The organism is Microbulbifer mixtoriginis (SeqCode), from assembly GCF_052467705.1.
Map to the genome: position 1 here is coordinate 2,901,739 of NZ_CP174322.1, position 15,078 is coordinate 2,916,816.

Genomic DNA, 15,078 nt, shown 5'->3' on the forward strand with positions numbered 1-15,078 from the left:
TTTTTGTTATTCCACGCCATCTTACGGTCGCCTTTTTGGATTTAAAACCCCGACATGACCTTTTTCTTATGACTGGTCAGTTTTGTGAAGGATTGCGCGAAAAGACAGGTTAATCGGCGAAAATAGCTTTCTATTATCGTCACGAAAAGTTACTAAGGTGTGTTCTCTAGTAACTTATATATTTACGGATTCTATAGGGTCCGATTTTACCAACGTCCATTTCATTAACCGCTATACGGGAAAAACTATGGTGCGTTCGTCTTATTTAAAAAGTCGTGTATTGCCCTTACTCGTTGTAATTTCGGCACTCATCGCAATTGCTCTTCTCGCAGTCTGGGGTTGGTGGCGACAAAGCCTGCCATCACTCGAAGGAAGTATTGTCACAGGGCAACTACTAGAACCCGCATTAATTCACCGGGATAAGCAGGGTGTAGTAATCATTCAATCCGATGACCGCAATAGCAGCGCTTTTGCCCTGGGCTTTTTACATGCCCAGGAGCGCTTTTTCCAGATGGACCTGTTGCGCCGAAGCTCCGCCGGTGAGCTGTCTGAATTGGTAGGAGCCGCCGCACTAAAGAAAGATAAAAAGGTCCGTAGACACCAGTTTCGCAAGCGGGCAGAGAGGAATATTGCGGCTATGCCTGAAGACCAGCGCCAACTTCTCAACCACTATGTTCAAGGGGTAAATTTTGGCCTGCAGTATCTGAACGCTAAACCCTGGGAGTATTTGCTTCTGGGGCAAGAGCCCAGGCCATGGAACGCAGCAGACAGCCTGCTGGCAACCTTTAGCATGTACTTAACATTGCAAAGTGAAGAGGGCAAGTTTGAGCGGCGCGATACCGCCTTAGCAGATCTGTTACCCCAAGATCTCTATGCTTTCTTCTTTCCCGCCGGAGGTATTTGGGATGCCCCTCTAATTGGCGAAGCGGAATCTCTCGATAATATTCCAGAAACACCTATCTCTTCATTACTGGATACAAGCGATCCCATTACCTATCAAGCCATGCAGAGTGATGACAAAGTTTACGGTAGTAACAATTGGGTTGTTGGGGGGGCTTTAACAGAACATGGTGGTGCCATACTCGCGAACGACATGCACCTGGGACTGGCTGTACCCAATATCTGGTTTCGCGCCGGCTGGAATATTCCAGGAACTGAAAGAAGTATCCGCGGTGTGACCCTGCCCGGGGGCCCAATTGTGGTAGCAGGTAGTAATGGCGCAGTTGCCTGGGGCTTTACCAATACCGGAGCGGATTGGGGTGACCTTATCCCACTGGAATTAAACTCTGATGGAACCCAGTATCTGACCCCGGATGGCTGGCGAGATCTCTCTATCGAACAGGAAACCATAAAAGTAAAAGGTGCCAAAGATGAAACCATAGCAGTAGAAAAAACCGTCTGGGGACCTGTTATCGGTAAAGACCACCGGGGAACCCCCCTCGCCTACCGCTGGGTTGCCCACGATATTTCCGGTGGCAATATGAACTTGCTGCGGATGGAATCTATTACCTCCGCCAGCGAGGCATTAGACCTGGGCCCAGACATCGGTATTCCTCACCAGAATTTTGTTGTAGGCGATAAAGAAGGCAATATTGGCTGGACAATCGCTGGACCCATTCCCAAGCGTATTGGCTTTGATGGCAGCCGTTCAGTAAGTTGGGCCGGTGGGGCTATTTACTGGAACGGATATCTTACGAAGGAGGAACAACCGCGAATTTACAACCCTGACAACCACCGCCTTTGGAGCGCTAATGCCCGCATCCTGAGCGGTGACTGGCTAACAATAATGGGCGACCATGGCTATGCTCTCGGTGCCCGACAGCAGCAAATTCGCGACAGCCTGCTTGCCCGCCAACAATTTAATGAGCGAGCGCTATTGGATATACAGCTGGATGATCGCGCTATCTTTTTTCAGCGATGGCAGCAACATCTCTCAGAACTTCTACATGACCGAGAAGGCTATAAAGAAGCCTATCAACTCGTTCGCGACTGGGGTGGACACGCCAGCACTAATTCGGTTGGGTACCGGATTATACGTAACTATCGTTTAAAGTTTATGGAGCTGAGTACCGCCCCCATTCTTACTTTTATGCGAAAAACCCAACCGAACTTTTCCTTCGGCCAGTTAAAACGTCAATTTGAGTATCCGATCTGGGCCCTTGCGCAAGAAGAGCCACAGCATTTACTGAATCCCGACTTTGAGTCTTGGACAGCTCTGAAGCTATCTGCACTTAACCAAGTACTGGATAAGATGTCGATAGGCGGGCTCCCACTACTAGAGCAAACCTGGGGTGAGCAAAACACGGCTTCCATTCGACACCCATTGGCAAAAGCAGTCTCGGCCATAGATTGGTTTACCGCCATGCCCAAGGACCAATTGTCAGGAGACACCCATATGCCCCGCATTCAATCTCCAAACCATGGTGCCTCAGAGCGAATGGTTATTTCCCCTGGGCGCGAAGAGCAGGGTATTTTTCATATGGCTACAGGGCAAAGCAGTCACCCATTATCCCCGTTTTTTGACAAAGGCCACGAAGATTGGGTCGAGGGGAACCCCTCCCCTTTTATTGAGGGGGAGAGCCGCTATCTGCTCAGGCTGCAATAACTGCCGTAACTTTACTGAAAATACTGATAAAAAATTTATTCAGGCCTATCCCCACCCACACTCGCTGCGGCACAAGCCTGTGCCGCTAATGCTCATGACAGGATTTTTAGATTAACCATTGGAAACAGACATTAGGCAGTCTCATCCAGAATAGCGAATGACAGGAAGGTGGTAAAAAAAGCTAGGCCAACTACTAAAGGTAAAAGTGGAAAGCACAGCATAACCAGAGAAACCCCTATCCATAGCCAGCGTACCAACGCCTTCTTTTGGCGATATTGGTATCTATAGCGGCGGGAGTCGTGACTTAATAGGCCAATTTGTGGAAACTCGGGCTGTTGCGGAAGAAAGAATCGCACAAAATTAGTGCAATAAAAGCAAATTATCGTCAGCAGCATGACACAAATACCTGACGGAAAGACCCTCTCAGTATAGGTCTTACCTAGGTAGTTTCAGGCCTGTACAATAGTAATTAGCCTGCCAAAGCCCATTTAGCGCTCGCTGGATTGGTACCAGCTGAGTTTTTTATGTAACCCCACCACACCACCAATAATGGTGAGCGTAGGCGCCCGTACAGCCTTTTCTTGGGCAAGAGCGGGAAGCGTATTGAGATCACCGATGATCACCCTTTGTGCCTTGGTAGTGCCTTTTTCAATCAGCGCCGCCGGCGTGGCTGTCGGTAGGCCATGCTGAACCAGCTCTGTACATATTGTTTGCAGGCCCGTTAATCCCATATAAAAAACCAGGGTTTGGCTACCGGAAGCCAGCTCATTCCATGGCAGGTCGAGACTACCTTCTTTTAGATGGCCCGTAATAAAACGTACCGACTGCGCATGATCTCGATGAGTCAGCGGAATCCCCGCATAGCTGGCACACCCCGCTGCAGCGGTTATTCCCGGTACCACCTGAAAAGGAATTGAGGCGTCGGCCAGTTTGTCGATCTCCTCTCCACCACGCCCAAAAATAAAGGGATCACCACCTTTCAGGCGCAGAACTTTCTTTCCCTGCCTGGCCAGATCAACCAGTAACTGGTTGATATCATCCTGGGGTACGGCATGAAATGCCTTTTTTTTGCCGACATAAATACGCTCGGCATCTCTTCGGACTAAGTCCATAACTTCTGGAGAAACCAGGCGGTCGTACAGCACCACATCCGCTTGCTGCATTAGTCGCAACGCGCGGAAAGTTAATAAATCGGGATCTCCGGGGCCACCCCCAACCAAATAAACTTCTCCAAGCGGGTTGGGGCTCCCCTGCCAATCTTGCAACGCGCCCAAGAATTCCCTCTCAGCATCTGCCAGCTGACCCGCTTCCACCCGACGGGCAACAGGCCCAGCAAAGACCCATTCCCAAAAATTCTTACGCCGCGCCTCCGGCAACGCCTGCTTCACCTGTGAGCGCATACGCGAAGCGAAATCAACCAGTGATGCGAGCCCAGGGGAAAGCAATGCCTCAAGCTGGGCGCGAATGCGGCGGGCGAGAACTGGGGCCACACCACCACTACTGATCCCGATGGATAGATCGCCACGTTCGACAATTGCAGGGAAAGTAAAAGTGCACAATTCCGGAGCATCCACTGCATTTACCGGCAAGCGGCGCCTCTGCGCATCCCTGGATACACAGCCATTGACCTCAGAGCTGCTCGTTGCCGCAATCACCAAATCGGCTAGATCCAAATGCTCATTAGAATATGTTACCCGATGCCACTCTCCATCAGAGTCAACCACAATCCGGTGTAATTCTTCCGTGATATCCGGGGATACCACCAGAATCCGAGCCCCCGCCTTTTGCAGTAAGCGGGCCTTTCGTGTGGCAATGGAGCCTCCGCCAACGATTAAGCTGGGGCGATTTTTTACATCGAATGCAAGAGGGAGATAACGCACTGATTAATCCATCAAACAAGCAGTCGGGTAGTATTTTACCCAGAAAAGAAAAAAGGCGAACATAACGTTCGCCCTTTTAAGTCACTGCGCTCAGGCAGCAGAGATTACTTCCTGACCACGCATATAGGGGCGCAGCGCTTCAGGGACCTCGATACTGCCATCCTCGCGTTGGTAGTTTTCCAGCACTGCAATCAAGGTGCGCCCTACTGCCAAGCCGGAGCCATTCAGTGTGTGTAACAATTCCGGCTTGCCGGTTTCCGGGTTGCGCCAACGCGCCTTCATACGGCGAGCCTGGAAGTCACCCACAAGGGAGCAGGAAGAGATTTCGCGGTACTTGTCCTGAGAGGGAATCCAGACTTCGATATCGTAAGTCTTGCGCGCAGCGAAACCAATATCACCACCACACAACACTACAGTGCGGTAAGGCAGGTTCAGCTTTTGCAGGATCGCCTCAGCATTTTTGGTAAGGGTCTCCAGCGCTTCCTCGGACTGGTCCGGGCGCGCCGCCCACACCAATTCCACTTTTTCAAACTGGTGCTGGCGAATCATGCCGCGAGTGTCGCGGCCGTGTGAACCGGCCTCAGAACGGAAGCAGGTTGTATGCGCGACCAGCTTGTGCGGCAAAGAATTACTGTCCTCGACAATATGATCGCGATACATATTAGTAAGAGGCACTTCTGCTGTCGGAATCAGATAGAAGCCACGCTCATCGGTCAGCTTAAACAGATCCTCCTCGAACTTTGGCAGCTGCGAGGTTCCATACAGGGAGTCACCATTGACGACCACCGGTACGTTAGTTTCTTTATAACCATGCTCCTCAATGTGCGTATCGAGCATGAATTGGGCGAGAGCACGGTGTAAACGTGCTACTTCACCGGACATCACAGCAAAGCGCGATCCGGTAAGTTTTACCGCCATCTCAAAATCGAGACCGCCGAGCTGGGAGCCGAGATCTACATGATCTTTGATCTCAAAATCGAAGCTACGGGGCTGCCCCCAGCGACGTACTTCCACATTGTCATCTTCGCTCTCGCCTTCGGGCACCGAAGCATCCGGCAGGTTGGGAATTGCGGACAGAATCGCATCCAGCTCTTTCTGCAACTCAGACAGCGCCTGCTTGGCATTTTGTAACTCGCCCCCGAGGGACTCGACTTCTTTGAGCAGCGGAGCAATATCTTCTCCGGAGGCCTTAGCTCGCCCGATATTTTTCGACTTGCTATTGCGCTCGTTTTGCAAACTCTCGGTGCGCACCTGCAGCTCTTTACGGCGCTCCTCGAGGGCTTCCAGTTTGGCAGTATCCAGTTCCACACCGCGTTTTTTCAGGGCCGCGGCCACTTGGTCCATATCCGTGCGAATCAGTTTGGGATCGAGCATCGTTTCCAGTTCGCCTGTAATCAGGCTCCTACAACAGAATTAAAATAAATATTGGTTAAAAATAACGCGTCGCTAGGGCGACCGCGGCTCCCGTGGCCGCCAGACAGCAAATGAGACTGCCGACAATATAGCCAAGAGCCATCAAAGGTTGGCCATTGTGCCACAGTATCAAGCTTTCTAGGGAGAAAGTGGAAAAGGTGGTCAGTGCACCGAACATTCCTGTCATGATTAGCAGGCGCCACTCCTCTCCGAGCATTGCTCTATGGGTGATCAAAATGTAGGCGATGCCAATCAGAAATGATCCAAGCACATTCACGATCAACGTACCCAGCGGGAACTTCCCACTGAATACCGGATAGCTCCAGACGCTTATCTGGTGACGAAGTATTGCCCCCAAGGCACCACCTATGGCGATGGCCAGCCACTGCATGGTCTTTTACCTTAAATCCTTACGGTTTCTTCTTATAACGTTGCTGCTCACTCTCACTGTTAAGCCGGCGCAACACTTGCAACTTTTCGGAAATTTTTAACTCCAGCCCACGGGGAACCGGCTGGTAATACTCTCTATCCGCAATTTCTTCAGGGAAGTAGTTTTCCCCGGCTGCGAAAGCATCTGGCTCGTCGTGGGCATAGCGGTACTCGGCCCCATGCGACAAACTTTTCGCCAACTTCGTGGGGGCATTGCGCAGATGCACCGGCACCTCGTAGCTGGGATCACGGCGCACATCCGCCACTGCGCGCTTATAAGCGCTATAAACTGCGTTACTTTTCGCCGCGACAGCAAGATAGGTAATTGCCTGCGCAATGGCCAGCTCTCCTTCGGGACTACCGAGACGCTCCTGTACATCCCAGGCATTAAGAGCCAATTGCAATGCTCGCGGGTCGGCATTGCCAATATCTTCACTGGCCATTCGCACTACCCGGCGGGCGACATATAAGGGATCACAACCACCATCGAGCATGCGCACAAACCAATAAAGCGCGGCATCGGGGTCGGAACCCCGTACCGATTTATGCATGGCGGAAATTTGGTCATAAAAATAATCACCGCCCTTGTCAAATCGACGCACGTCAGCGCTGAGTACTTCACTGAGCACATCCTCATCGACCAGCAACCTACCACCCTCCTCCCTGGCCAAATCGCAGGCGACTTCCAGCAGGTTCAGGGCACTGCGCGCATCCCCATCGGCCGCGCGGGCAATTTTAGCCAAAACTTCTTTTGGGATATAAACATTGCGCTCGCGCAGTTGATCATCCGTCTGCTGAGCATACCCAAGCAGCCCGATTAGATCTTCTTCGGGAATACTGCGCAGTAGATACACACGGCAGCGGGATAGGAGGGCGTTGTTCAGCTCAAAAGCCGGATTTTCGGTAGTAGCGCCAACAAAAGTCACCGTGCCCTCTTCTACATAGGGCAAGAAGGCATCCTGCTGCGCCTTATTAAAACGATGTACTTCGTCGACAAAAAGAATGGTATTGCGGCCTGATTGCATGCGCTGTTGCTCGGCCTCTGCCACTGCCTGCCGAATATCCTTCACCCCCGCCAACACCGCTGAAAGGGTAGCAAAGCGCGCATCACACTCCTCAGCTAACAGCCGAGCAAATGTGGTTTTGCCGACTCCTGGTGGTCCCCACAGGATCATTGAGTGTAACTGGCCGCGCTCAACCGCTTCCCGCAACGGCTTTCCCTTTCCCAATAAATGCGATTGGCCCACATAGTGGGCCAGAGAATTCGGCCGCATTCTTGCGGCCAGCGGCTGATGCCGTTGCGGGGTTAGAAACAGGTCACTCATCTTTGATTATGTCTGTACCAGCGGGCGGCTTGAAATTAAAGATGGACTCGGAAAGTTTCGGGTTTGCTTTCAAACTGTTGAAAACAATCTCCGTGCTCTGCCCCATGCTGTCGCGCACTTTCATAGCAGATGGCAGACCATTTTTAGCAAAGCGGATTTCCATAGACTTGAACGGCGCCTTTGGGTTTTTTGGCGTCAGCTGATAAATACCGTCCTTTAAAGCCACATCGAATGATTTACGAATATCCTCAACCTTACCGCCGAGTAGTAAAGCTGGGGTCTCTTTCATACGCTCATCCACCGGACGTATAGTGACCTGCTCAAGATCCGGATCATAGAGCCAAAGGGTTTTATTATTCGTTACCAATAACTGGGCGTATGGCTCGCCGGTTTTCCAGCGCAACTTGCCTGGCCGCTGTACTGAAAAACTACCATTGCTTTTTTGAGATACCTTACCGCGCTCATCAATCAGCGTTTGCTTAAAGTTTCCGGAAAGGGAAGACAACGGTTGCAGGAGTTTGCCGAGTTCTTCTGTAGCATCGGCCCAGACTGCACTGCTCGCAACGGTCAATACCAGCAGGAAGTTGCGCAGAATATTCTTCATCATCGATTTCCAGTATGTTGATTTCCCTAAAGATTAGTCAGCGGGAAGTGAACCGCAGCTTAACTATGGATGGCGCCGCCCCTCTTTATTTAGGCTGGAGGCGGAGCCAGTACCTCACGGTTGCCATTATGCCCCGCCGGTGAAACAACTCCGGCAGCCTCCATGGCATCGATAATTCGCGCGGCGCGATTGTAGCCGATGCGAAGCTGGCGCTGAACTGAAGAGATGGACGCTTTGCGTGATTTCGTGACAAAGGCAACCGCTTCATCGTAAAGAGCATCAGCCTCAGGGTCATCTTCATCACCGCCCTCAGACTGCAGGCCAGGCACTGGAATGCTGTTGTTGCTGTCATCAACAATGCCGTCGATATATTCGGGTTCTCCGCGCCGTGTCCAGTCCGCGACAACTTTATGCACTTCATGATCGTCCACAAAGGCGCCATGAACCCGCACTGGTACCCCACTGCCCGGAGGGAGGTAGAGCATATCGCCGTGACCGAGCAGCTGTTCGGCACCGCCCTGGTCTAGGATTGTGCGGGAATCCACCTTGGAAGAAACCTGGAAACCGATACGAGTAGGCACATTGGCCTTGATCAATCCGGTAATCACATCCACTGAGGGTCGTTGAGTAGCTAACAGCAAATGAATCCCCGCAGCACGGGCTTTCTGTGCGATACGGGCAATCAGCTGCTCCACCTTCTTGCCAACGATCATCATCATGTCGGCAAATTCATCAATAACAACCACGATTGCGGGCAGTGCCTTAAGTGCAGGAGCGGTTTGCTCTTCAGCCGGAACGCTGGAAGCAGGATCCGGTTCCCACAGTGGATCTAAAATCGGCTCACCAGCTTCCTCTGCCTCTTTTATCTTGCGATTAAAGCCCGCTAGATTACGCACTCCCATCGCCGCCATCAATTTATAACGGCGCTCCATCTCGCCCACACACCAACGCAAACCATTGGCCGCATCGTTCATATCGGTGATCACCGGGGTGAGTAAGTGGGGAATACCCTCGTACACCGATAGCTCCAACATCTTCGGATCCACCAAGATCAGGCGAACCTCATCCGGAGTAGACTTGTACAAAAGGCTGAGCAACATCACATTGATGCCCACAGACTTACCAGATCCAGTGGTACCGGCGACCAGGAGGTGGGGCATCTTGGCGAGATCGGCCACTACCGGTTGGCCGGAAATATCGTGCCCAAGTGCCAATGTCAGGGGTGATTTGGCATTCTCATAGACATCGGCGGACAGCACTTCACTAAGACGTACCATTTGTCGATTTTCATTGGGAATTTCAATACCCACCACCGATTTCCCCGGGATCACCTCCACTACGCGGACACTGATTACCGCCAAAGATCGGGCCAGGTCTTTGGCCAAGTTTGAAATCTTACTCACCTTTACACCCGGCGCCGGTTGGATCTCAAAGCGGGTCACCACAGGACCGGGCAATACCGATACAACTTCGGCTACCACACCAAAATCTTTAAGCTTCAGCTCCAATAAACGCGAGAGGGCTTCGAGGGATTCCCGGGAAAAGCCCGGTTTCTTATTTTGATCAGAAGGATCAAGCAAGCCTAAAGGTGGCAATGTTCCTGTAACAGGCCCGCCCTTGAATAATTCGCCTTGCTTTTCTTTAGCCGCACGGGGGCTCTGCTTGGGCTTTACCGGAGCCGCTTCAATCTTGGGGGGAATTCGCTTGGCGGTGCGCTGCTTCTCTTCTTCCACTGCGGCTTTGCGCACGACTATGGCTTCCCGCGCCACGCGCTGTTCTGTGCGCTTCAGGCGCCATTGCTTGTAGTAACTGCTCAACCAGGCGATAAGCCCTAACACATTACGACCAATGGACTCGGCCAACTTGAGCCAGGAAAGGCCAGTGAATACCGTCACACCAATGGCAAAAATCGCCAACAATAAAATGGTCCCACCAACATAACCAAGACTTCCCTGAAGAGAACTAGATAGCGCGTCTCCAATGATTCCGCCGTTGGTGAAAGGCAGAGGATCGTCAGCGGGAGAAAAACATAGTGTCGCCAAAGCGGCACCACTAATTAACAGAAGGAACAGACCAAAGACTCTCAGCGCAAACAGGGGAGCATGGAAACGTGCATTGCGGTCGCGTAAGATTTTATAAGCACGCAAGCCAATCAACAGGGGAAACAGATAGGCCATCCAACCCAATAGAGAAAGGCAGACATCGGCGAGCCAGGCGCCTGCAGGACCAATGGCATTGTGAATTTTTCCTACCTGCCCGGTATGGGACCAACCTGGATCTTGGGAATCGTAACTGAGCAGGCTGATAGCCATTAATAGTGCCCCTGCCAGCAGGCAGATTAATGCTCCCTCACGGACCAAACGGGCGACGAGTGAATCCGGCAATGCACCGCTCTTTTCAGAATTTTCTCCGGTTGCGCTTTCGGCCTTCAATGGCTTACCTCAATATTCTTTGTTGTTGCTTTCTGGTACTTGTAACAAACGGAAATCGCTACTTGAGCGATTTCCTCGATGGCCTAATTATCTTTGATTTATGCTGGTTTGTATGTGCGATATATACAAGCCGGGATCTTAAGGGAGATATCCTCTCCAGTATCCCGCCAACACAGCGAATCTCTTATCTCTTGGGGCACTCTGTCGCGGGCAAAGTTGTTCAGTATTTCTAGTTTGCTGGAGTCTCCACCCAGCTCGGCACCCAGGCTTGCTCGGGTGCTGTAAGTGAATTCAGCCTGAAATATTTCCTCACACCCTCTGAACCCAGCACTTTTAAACAGCCAGGATATCTGGTCCTGCCTGGGGAAGTAGCGGTTGAATGCTTGAGATTCGCAGCCAGCCAACATGCTGGTTTTTCGTACGATATCTGTAAACACATCCTGTATCACACCGGAGGCCGGCAGCAATTGCCAAATAATAAAACGCCCCCCTCGCTTCAGGACCCGAAAGACATTCCTCATTACCAACGGTTGGTCCAACTGGGGCACTTCGTGCAGCCCCATTTTGAGTACTACCGCATCAAAAGATTCCTTTTCATAGGGCAATGCCCTGGCATCACCCACAGTAACATCGACAACCCTTTCACGCACTTTTGAGTTGATACGCTTGAGCTGGGAGTGGTGGGTATCGCACATACTGAGGGCGAGCCCCATTGACTTTTTATCAACATACTCCAACAGCAACTGGCTGACCGCGCCACTGCCGCTCATTAAATCCAGTACTTTATTTCCCTCTCTGAGATCCAGCGCTTCGAGTAGCTTTGCTTTCGACTCGGGTGAAGCCACGAAGGCGTCTAAAGCATCATGGGAAAGGACATTGTACCCATCCGCCACAATATCGCATCTGACCTGCAGCTTCAGGGATGCGAACAACTCCACTAAATCTGGAGGGCCATGCAAACTGGCAATATGGCTACCATCAGGCCCTAAATCGACAGAAAGCCTCAAGGAGAAGGTGTCATCCAGGATTTCCGACACAAATACCTGTGCTTCATTACTGAGACTGAAGGTAAATGTGGGGTGGCCAATCAAATTGCTGCCCAGATTCAACGGTACTATTTTTCTGCCCTGCCTCATGGCTTCGCCCTTTGGCCGTTGTTATGCATCCCAAATTTGGCTAACTACCAAAAGGATGAAAACACCTCCTCCGAGCCCTCTTGTGACCAAATACAAATACTTTATAAGTCGTACCGGGCGGACTTCACATCAAATAAATCGCAATTTATTCAATAAAAACAATGAATTATTCTCAATTATTGATGTCGTTTCTGGGTAGTGAGAACCGGGTCGACTCACTGCAGCGATCTAAATAGCACTTTCCAATGGCATAAATTGAGGCAAACTATTTCGTCGAATTGTCACTATCGCCTATTATATCGGCCAATCTAATAGCTTTGGCTGATCAAAATATGGCCGGCTAGGTGGACTCCCAGTTATCTGGGTAAACTTTGCACACAGACAGGTTTAAAGAGAGTTTCATGAGCAACAACCATCATCGACTGATTATTCTCGGTTCTGGCCCCGCAGGCTACACAGCAGCCATTTATGCAGCCCGCGCAAACTTGAACCCCGTTGTTATTACCGGTATGCAACAGGGTGGGCAGTTGACCACCACTACAGAAGTTGAAAACTGGCCCGGTGGCACCCCCGAGCTGCAGGGCCCCGATCTGATGGTGCAAATGCAACAACACGCCGAGCGCTTCGACACCCAGATTATTTTTGATCACATCGAGTCTGTAGATCTGAACAATCGCCCATTCACTTTGAAGGGCAATGAAACCTATACCTGCGACGCTCTAGTCATCGCCACTGGTGCCTCAGCTCAATACCTGGGCCTACCGTCTGAAGAAGCCTTCCAGGGTCGTGGTGTCAGTGCCTGTGCGACCTGTGACGGTTTCTTCTATCGCGATCAGAAAGTAGCCGTTGTAGGCGGTGGTAATACCGCAGTAGAAGAGGCCCTATACCTGTCCAATATCGCCAGTGAAGTTACCCTGATCCACCGCCGTGACGAGCTTCGCGCCGAGAAAATCCTTCAGGATCGCCTGATGGAGAAGGTGGAAAACGGCAATATCAAACTTTGCTTTCACCACACCCTCGACGAGGTTCTTGGTGATGACAACGGAGTAACCGGCCTGCGCGTTCGCAGCACCCAGGACGACTCCACCAAGGAATTGGAGGCCGCCGGTGTATTTATCGCGATTGGCCACAAGCCCAATACCGACATCTTTAAAGATCAACTTGAAATGAATAACGGCTATATCATCGTGCAAAGTGGCCTGGAGGGTAACGCCACTCAGACATCTGTGCCCGGCGTGTTTGCAGCTGGCGATGTGTCTGATCACATCTACCGTCAGGCGGTCACCTCCGCTGGAACCGGCTGTATGGCAGCCCTGGACGCCGAGCGTTTCCTCGACGCCTAACAACTGCTTCTCACCCGGGTAGCCTCAAGGCTACCCGGGCCTCCTCAGACCCAGGACAGGAAACAGTTTGTGGCAAGGAATACCCAAAGCCGCCTAATGTGGCTCGACCACAACCACATAGATTTCCCCTCTACCCAGACTGCTCTAGACGATCCCAATGGACTCCTCGCAGCTGGTGGAGATCTCTCCCCGGAATGGTTGTTGGCCGCCTATCGCCGAGGTATCTTTCCCTGGTTTTCCGAAGACCAGCCTATCCTCTGGTGGAGCCCCTCACCGCGCTGTGTAGTAATACCCAGCGACTTCCATATTGGCCGCAGTCTGCGTAAAACCCTGCGCAGAGGTATATTCTCAGTCACATTTGACCAAGCCTTCGAACAAGTAATCGAGGGTTGCCGCCTCCCCAGGAGTTCTGAAGATGGCACCTGGATTACCGATGAGATGACCGAGGCCTATATCGACATGCACCATCTGGGCCATGCCCACTCCGTTGAGGTATGGCGTGAGGGTCGGTTAGTTGGTGGACTTTACGGTCTCTCAATCGGCCGTATTTTTTTTGGGGAATCCATGTTTCACAGAGAGACAGATGCTTCCAAAGTCGCTTTTGTCCACCTCGCTCGCCAATTAGAATTGTGGGGCTGCCCACTGATCGACTGCCAGGTAAGCAACCCCCACCTGAGTAGTCTTGGGGCCGTTGAAATGTGTCGTAGGGACTTCGAACACCTGCTGGAGGACGGCCTTATACAACCCGCCTTTCCGCAGCCTTGGAAACTTTCGTGGACTTATGGGTAAATATTCTCAGCTCGACTCGGTCCGACTTTTGGCAACCCTGCCCCACCCATGTGGCTATCTGCCAGATAGGGAGGCTACAACGGTATTTGTGGACCCGCAGACAGAGGTAGACCAACGCCTTTACAATCGCCTCTCAGAGCTGGGCTTTCGCCGCAGCGGGGCCTATCTCTACCGACCTCAATGCGCAACATGCAGGGCCTGTGTGCCCGCCCGTGTACCAGTGGGCCTTTTTGTACCGGATCGCAACCAGCGCCGCTGCTGGAAACGCAATAAGGACCTGGATATCTTTCATATCGAATCCATCGACACCGATGAGCATTACGAGCTGTACGCACGCTACATTGAGCAGCGTCATGCCGATGGGGAAATGTACCCTCCGAGCCGCGAACAGTATCGCAGCTTCCTAAGCCCGGCCTGGGGAGCTACTCGCTATATTGAGCTGCGTGCACGTGGGCGCCTAGTCGCAGTGGCGGTCACCGACCTGCTTACTGCAGGCCTGTCGGCCATCTATACTTTCTTCGACCCGGATGAGGACAAGCGCAGTCTGGGCAGTTACTGCATTCTCTACCAAATTGAATGGGCCAGAAGATTAGGGCTTCCCAATCTGTATTTGGGCTATTGGATAGAGAAATGCCATAAGATGGCCTACAAAAGCCAGTTCCAACCCATTGAAATGCTCACAGAGAACCGCTGGAGCCTGAAATCTCTATAATTCCTACGCACGCGCCCTTTGCTCTATTCTGCCTTTTCGTGCAAAATGCTCGCCCGTCAAGCCGCGGCTAGGCAAGATTGCCTCCGGGGTAAAGGTCTGATCAAGTTATTTGAAGGTTGCTGCCGCATGGCAAAAGACGATTATATTGAAATGGAAGGCGAGGTGATCGACACCCTGCCAAATACCACTTTCCGCGTAAAGCTGGAAAACGGACACGTGGTCATTGCGCACATCTCTGGAAAGATGCGTAAAAACTACATTCGCATCCTCACCGGCGATAAGGTCAAAGTGGAACTCACCCCCTACGACCTGAGCAAAGGTCGCATCACCTACCGCGCCCGCTAATTCGCTCGCCAGGCAAAGAGCTTAAGGTGATTTGCCCTGGACACAAAAAAGCCACCTTGCGGTGG

Annotated in this window: 12 protein-coding genes; 5 read left to right on the plus strand and 7 right to left on the minus strand. The window is 51.8% G+C overall.

Annotation, left to right across the window (positions count from 1 at the left end; translation table 11 throughout):
• Positions 1 to 247 precede the first annotated feature (247 nt).
• Positions 248 to 2,605, plus strand: coding sequence for a penicillin acylase family protein (locus ACJJIB_RS12655; RefSeq protein ID WP_444886321.1), 2,358 nt, complete (start codon positions 248 to 250; stop codon positions 2,603 to 2,605).
• A 488-nt stretch (positions 2,606 to 3,093) separates the two neighbouring features.
• Here the strand turns inward: ACJJIB_RS12655 and cysG are convergent, their stop codons facing one another.
• From cysG to ACJJIB_RS12690, 7 genes are all read right to left on the minus strand, one after another.
• Complete coding sequence (gene cysG / locus ACJJIB_RS12660) at positions 3,094 to 4,485, minus strand: siroheme synthase CysG (RefSeq protein WP_444886322.1); 1,392 nt, start codon at positions 4,483 to 4,485, stop codon at positions 3,094 to 3,096.
• A 90-nt stretch (positions 4,486 to 4,575) separates the two neighbouring features.
• A complete protein-coding gene (serS, locus tag ACJJIB_RS12665; protein WP_444884729.1) occupies positions 4,576 to 5,859 on the minus strand; it encodes a serine--tRNA ligase in 1,284 nt (427 codons plus the stop codon).
• A 55-nt stretch (positions 5,860 to 5,914) separates the two neighbouring features.
• Entirely contained in the window at positions 5,915 to 6,289 is a 375-nt protein-coding gene (gene crcB / locus ACJJIB_RS12670) for a fluoride efflux transporter CrcB (protein ID WP_444884728.1), read from the minus strand.
• A 19-nt stretch (positions 6,290 to 6,308) separates the two neighbouring features.
• Positions 6,309 to 7,652 (minus strand): replication-associated recombination protein A, encoded by a 1,344-nt coding sequence (locus ACJJIB_RS12675; RefSeq protein WP_444886323.1) that lies wholly within the window; start codon positions 7,650 to 7,652, stop codon positions 6,309 to 6,311.
• Positions 7,645 to 8,259, minus strand: coding sequence for an outer membrane lipoprotein periplasmic chaperone LolA (gene lolA, locus ACJJIB_RS12680; RefSeq protein ID WP_444886324.1), 615 nt, complete (start codon positions 8,257 to 8,259; stop codon positions 7,645 to 7,647). Before lolA ends, ACJJIB_RS12675 begins: the two co-directional genes overlap by 8 nt.
• 86 nt (positions 8,260 to 8,345) lie before the next feature.
• The gene (locus ACJJIB_RS12685; RefSeq protein ID WP_435583613.1) at positions 8,346 to 10,688 is read right to left on the minus strand and encodes a DNA translocase FtsK; all 2,343 of its coding nucleotides are present in this window, start codon (positions 10,686 to 10,688) and stop codon (positions 8,346 to 8,348) included.
• 98 nt (positions 10,689 to 10,786) lie between these two features.
• A complete protein-coding gene (locus tag ACJJIB_RS12690; protein WP_444886325.1) occupies positions 10,787 to 11,824 on the minus strand; it encodes a class I SAM-dependent methyltransferase in 1,038 nt (345 codons plus the stop codon).
• Between the two features lie 401 nt (positions 11,825 to 12,225).
• Here ACJJIB_RS12690 and trxB point away from each other — a divergent pair, with 401 nt between their 5' ends.
• The 4 genes from trxB (at position 12,226) to infA (ending at position 15,013) form a co-directional block, all read left to right on the plus strand.
• The gene (gene trxB / locus ACJJIB_RS12695; protein WP_444886326.1) at positions 12,226 to 13,167 is read left to right on the plus strand and encodes a thioredoxin-disulfide reductase; all 942 of its coding nucleotides are present in this window, start codon (positions 12,226 to 12,228) and stop codon (positions 13,165 to 13,167) included.
• A gap of 69 nt (positions 13,168 to 13,236) precedes the next feature.
• Positions 13,237 to 13,956, plus strand: a complete 720-nt coding sequence (aat, locus tag ACJJIB_RS12700; RefSeq protein WP_444886327.1) for a leucyl/phenylalanyl-tRNA--protein transferase — start codon at positions 13,237 to 13,239, stop codon at positions 13,954 to 13,956.
• Positions 13,949 to 14,668, plus strand: a complete 720-nt coding sequence (locus tag ACJJIB_RS12705) for an arginyltransferase (RefSeq protein WP_252081787.1) — start codon at positions 13,949 to 13,951, stop codon at positions 14,666 to 14,668. The genes aat and ACJJIB_RS12705 overlap by 8 nt, the downstream gene beginning before the upstream one ends.
• Positions 14,669 to 14,794: 126 nt before the next feature.
• Complete coding sequence (gene infA, locus ACJJIB_RS12710; RefSeq protein ID WP_010130378.1) at positions 14,795 to 15,013, plus strand: translation initiation factor IF-1; 219 nt, start codon at positions 14,795 to 14,797, stop codon at positions 15,011 to 15,013.
• The last annotated feature ends 65 nt before the right edge of the window (positions 15,014 to 15,078 follow it).

Excerpts from the sequence above, each read along its gene's own strand:
- ACJJIB_RS12655 (WP_444886321.1), top strand. The coding sequence starts at position 248 with ATGGTGCGTTCGTCTTATTTAAAAAGTCGTGTATTGCCCTTACTCGTT.
- serS (WP_444884729.1), bottom strand. The coding sequence starts at position 5,859 with ATGCTCGATCCCAAACTGATTCGCACGGATATGGACCAAGTGGCCGCG.
- crcB (WP_444884728.1), bottom strand. The coding sequence starts at position 6,289 with ATGCAGTGGCTGGCCATCGCCATAGGTGGTGCCTTGGGGGCAATACTT.
- ACJJIB_RS12675 (WP_444886323.1), bottom strand. The coding sequence starts at position 7,652 with ATGAGTGACCTGTTTCTAACCCCGCAACGGCATCAGCCGCTGGCCGCA.
- lolA (WP_444886324.1), bottom strand. The coding sequence starts at position 8,259 with ATGATGAAGAATATTCTGCGCAACTTCCTGCTGGTATTGACCGTTGCG.
- ACJJIB_RS12690 (WP_444886325.1), bottom strand. The coding sequence starts at position 11,824 with ATGAGGCAGGGCAGAAAAATAGTACCGTTGAATCTGGGCAGCAATTTG.
- trxB (WP_444886326.1), top strand. The coding sequence starts at position 12,226 with ATGAGCAACAACCATCATCGACTGATTATTCTCGGTTCTGGCCCCGCA.
- ACJJIB_RS12705 (WP_252081787.1), top strand. The coding sequence starts at position 13,949 with ATGGGTAAATATTCTCAGCTCGACTCGGTCCGACTTTTGGCAACCCTG.
- infA (WP_010130378.1), top strand. The coding sequence starts at position 14,795 with ATGGCAAAAGACGATTATATTGAAATGGAAGGCGAGGTGATCGACACC.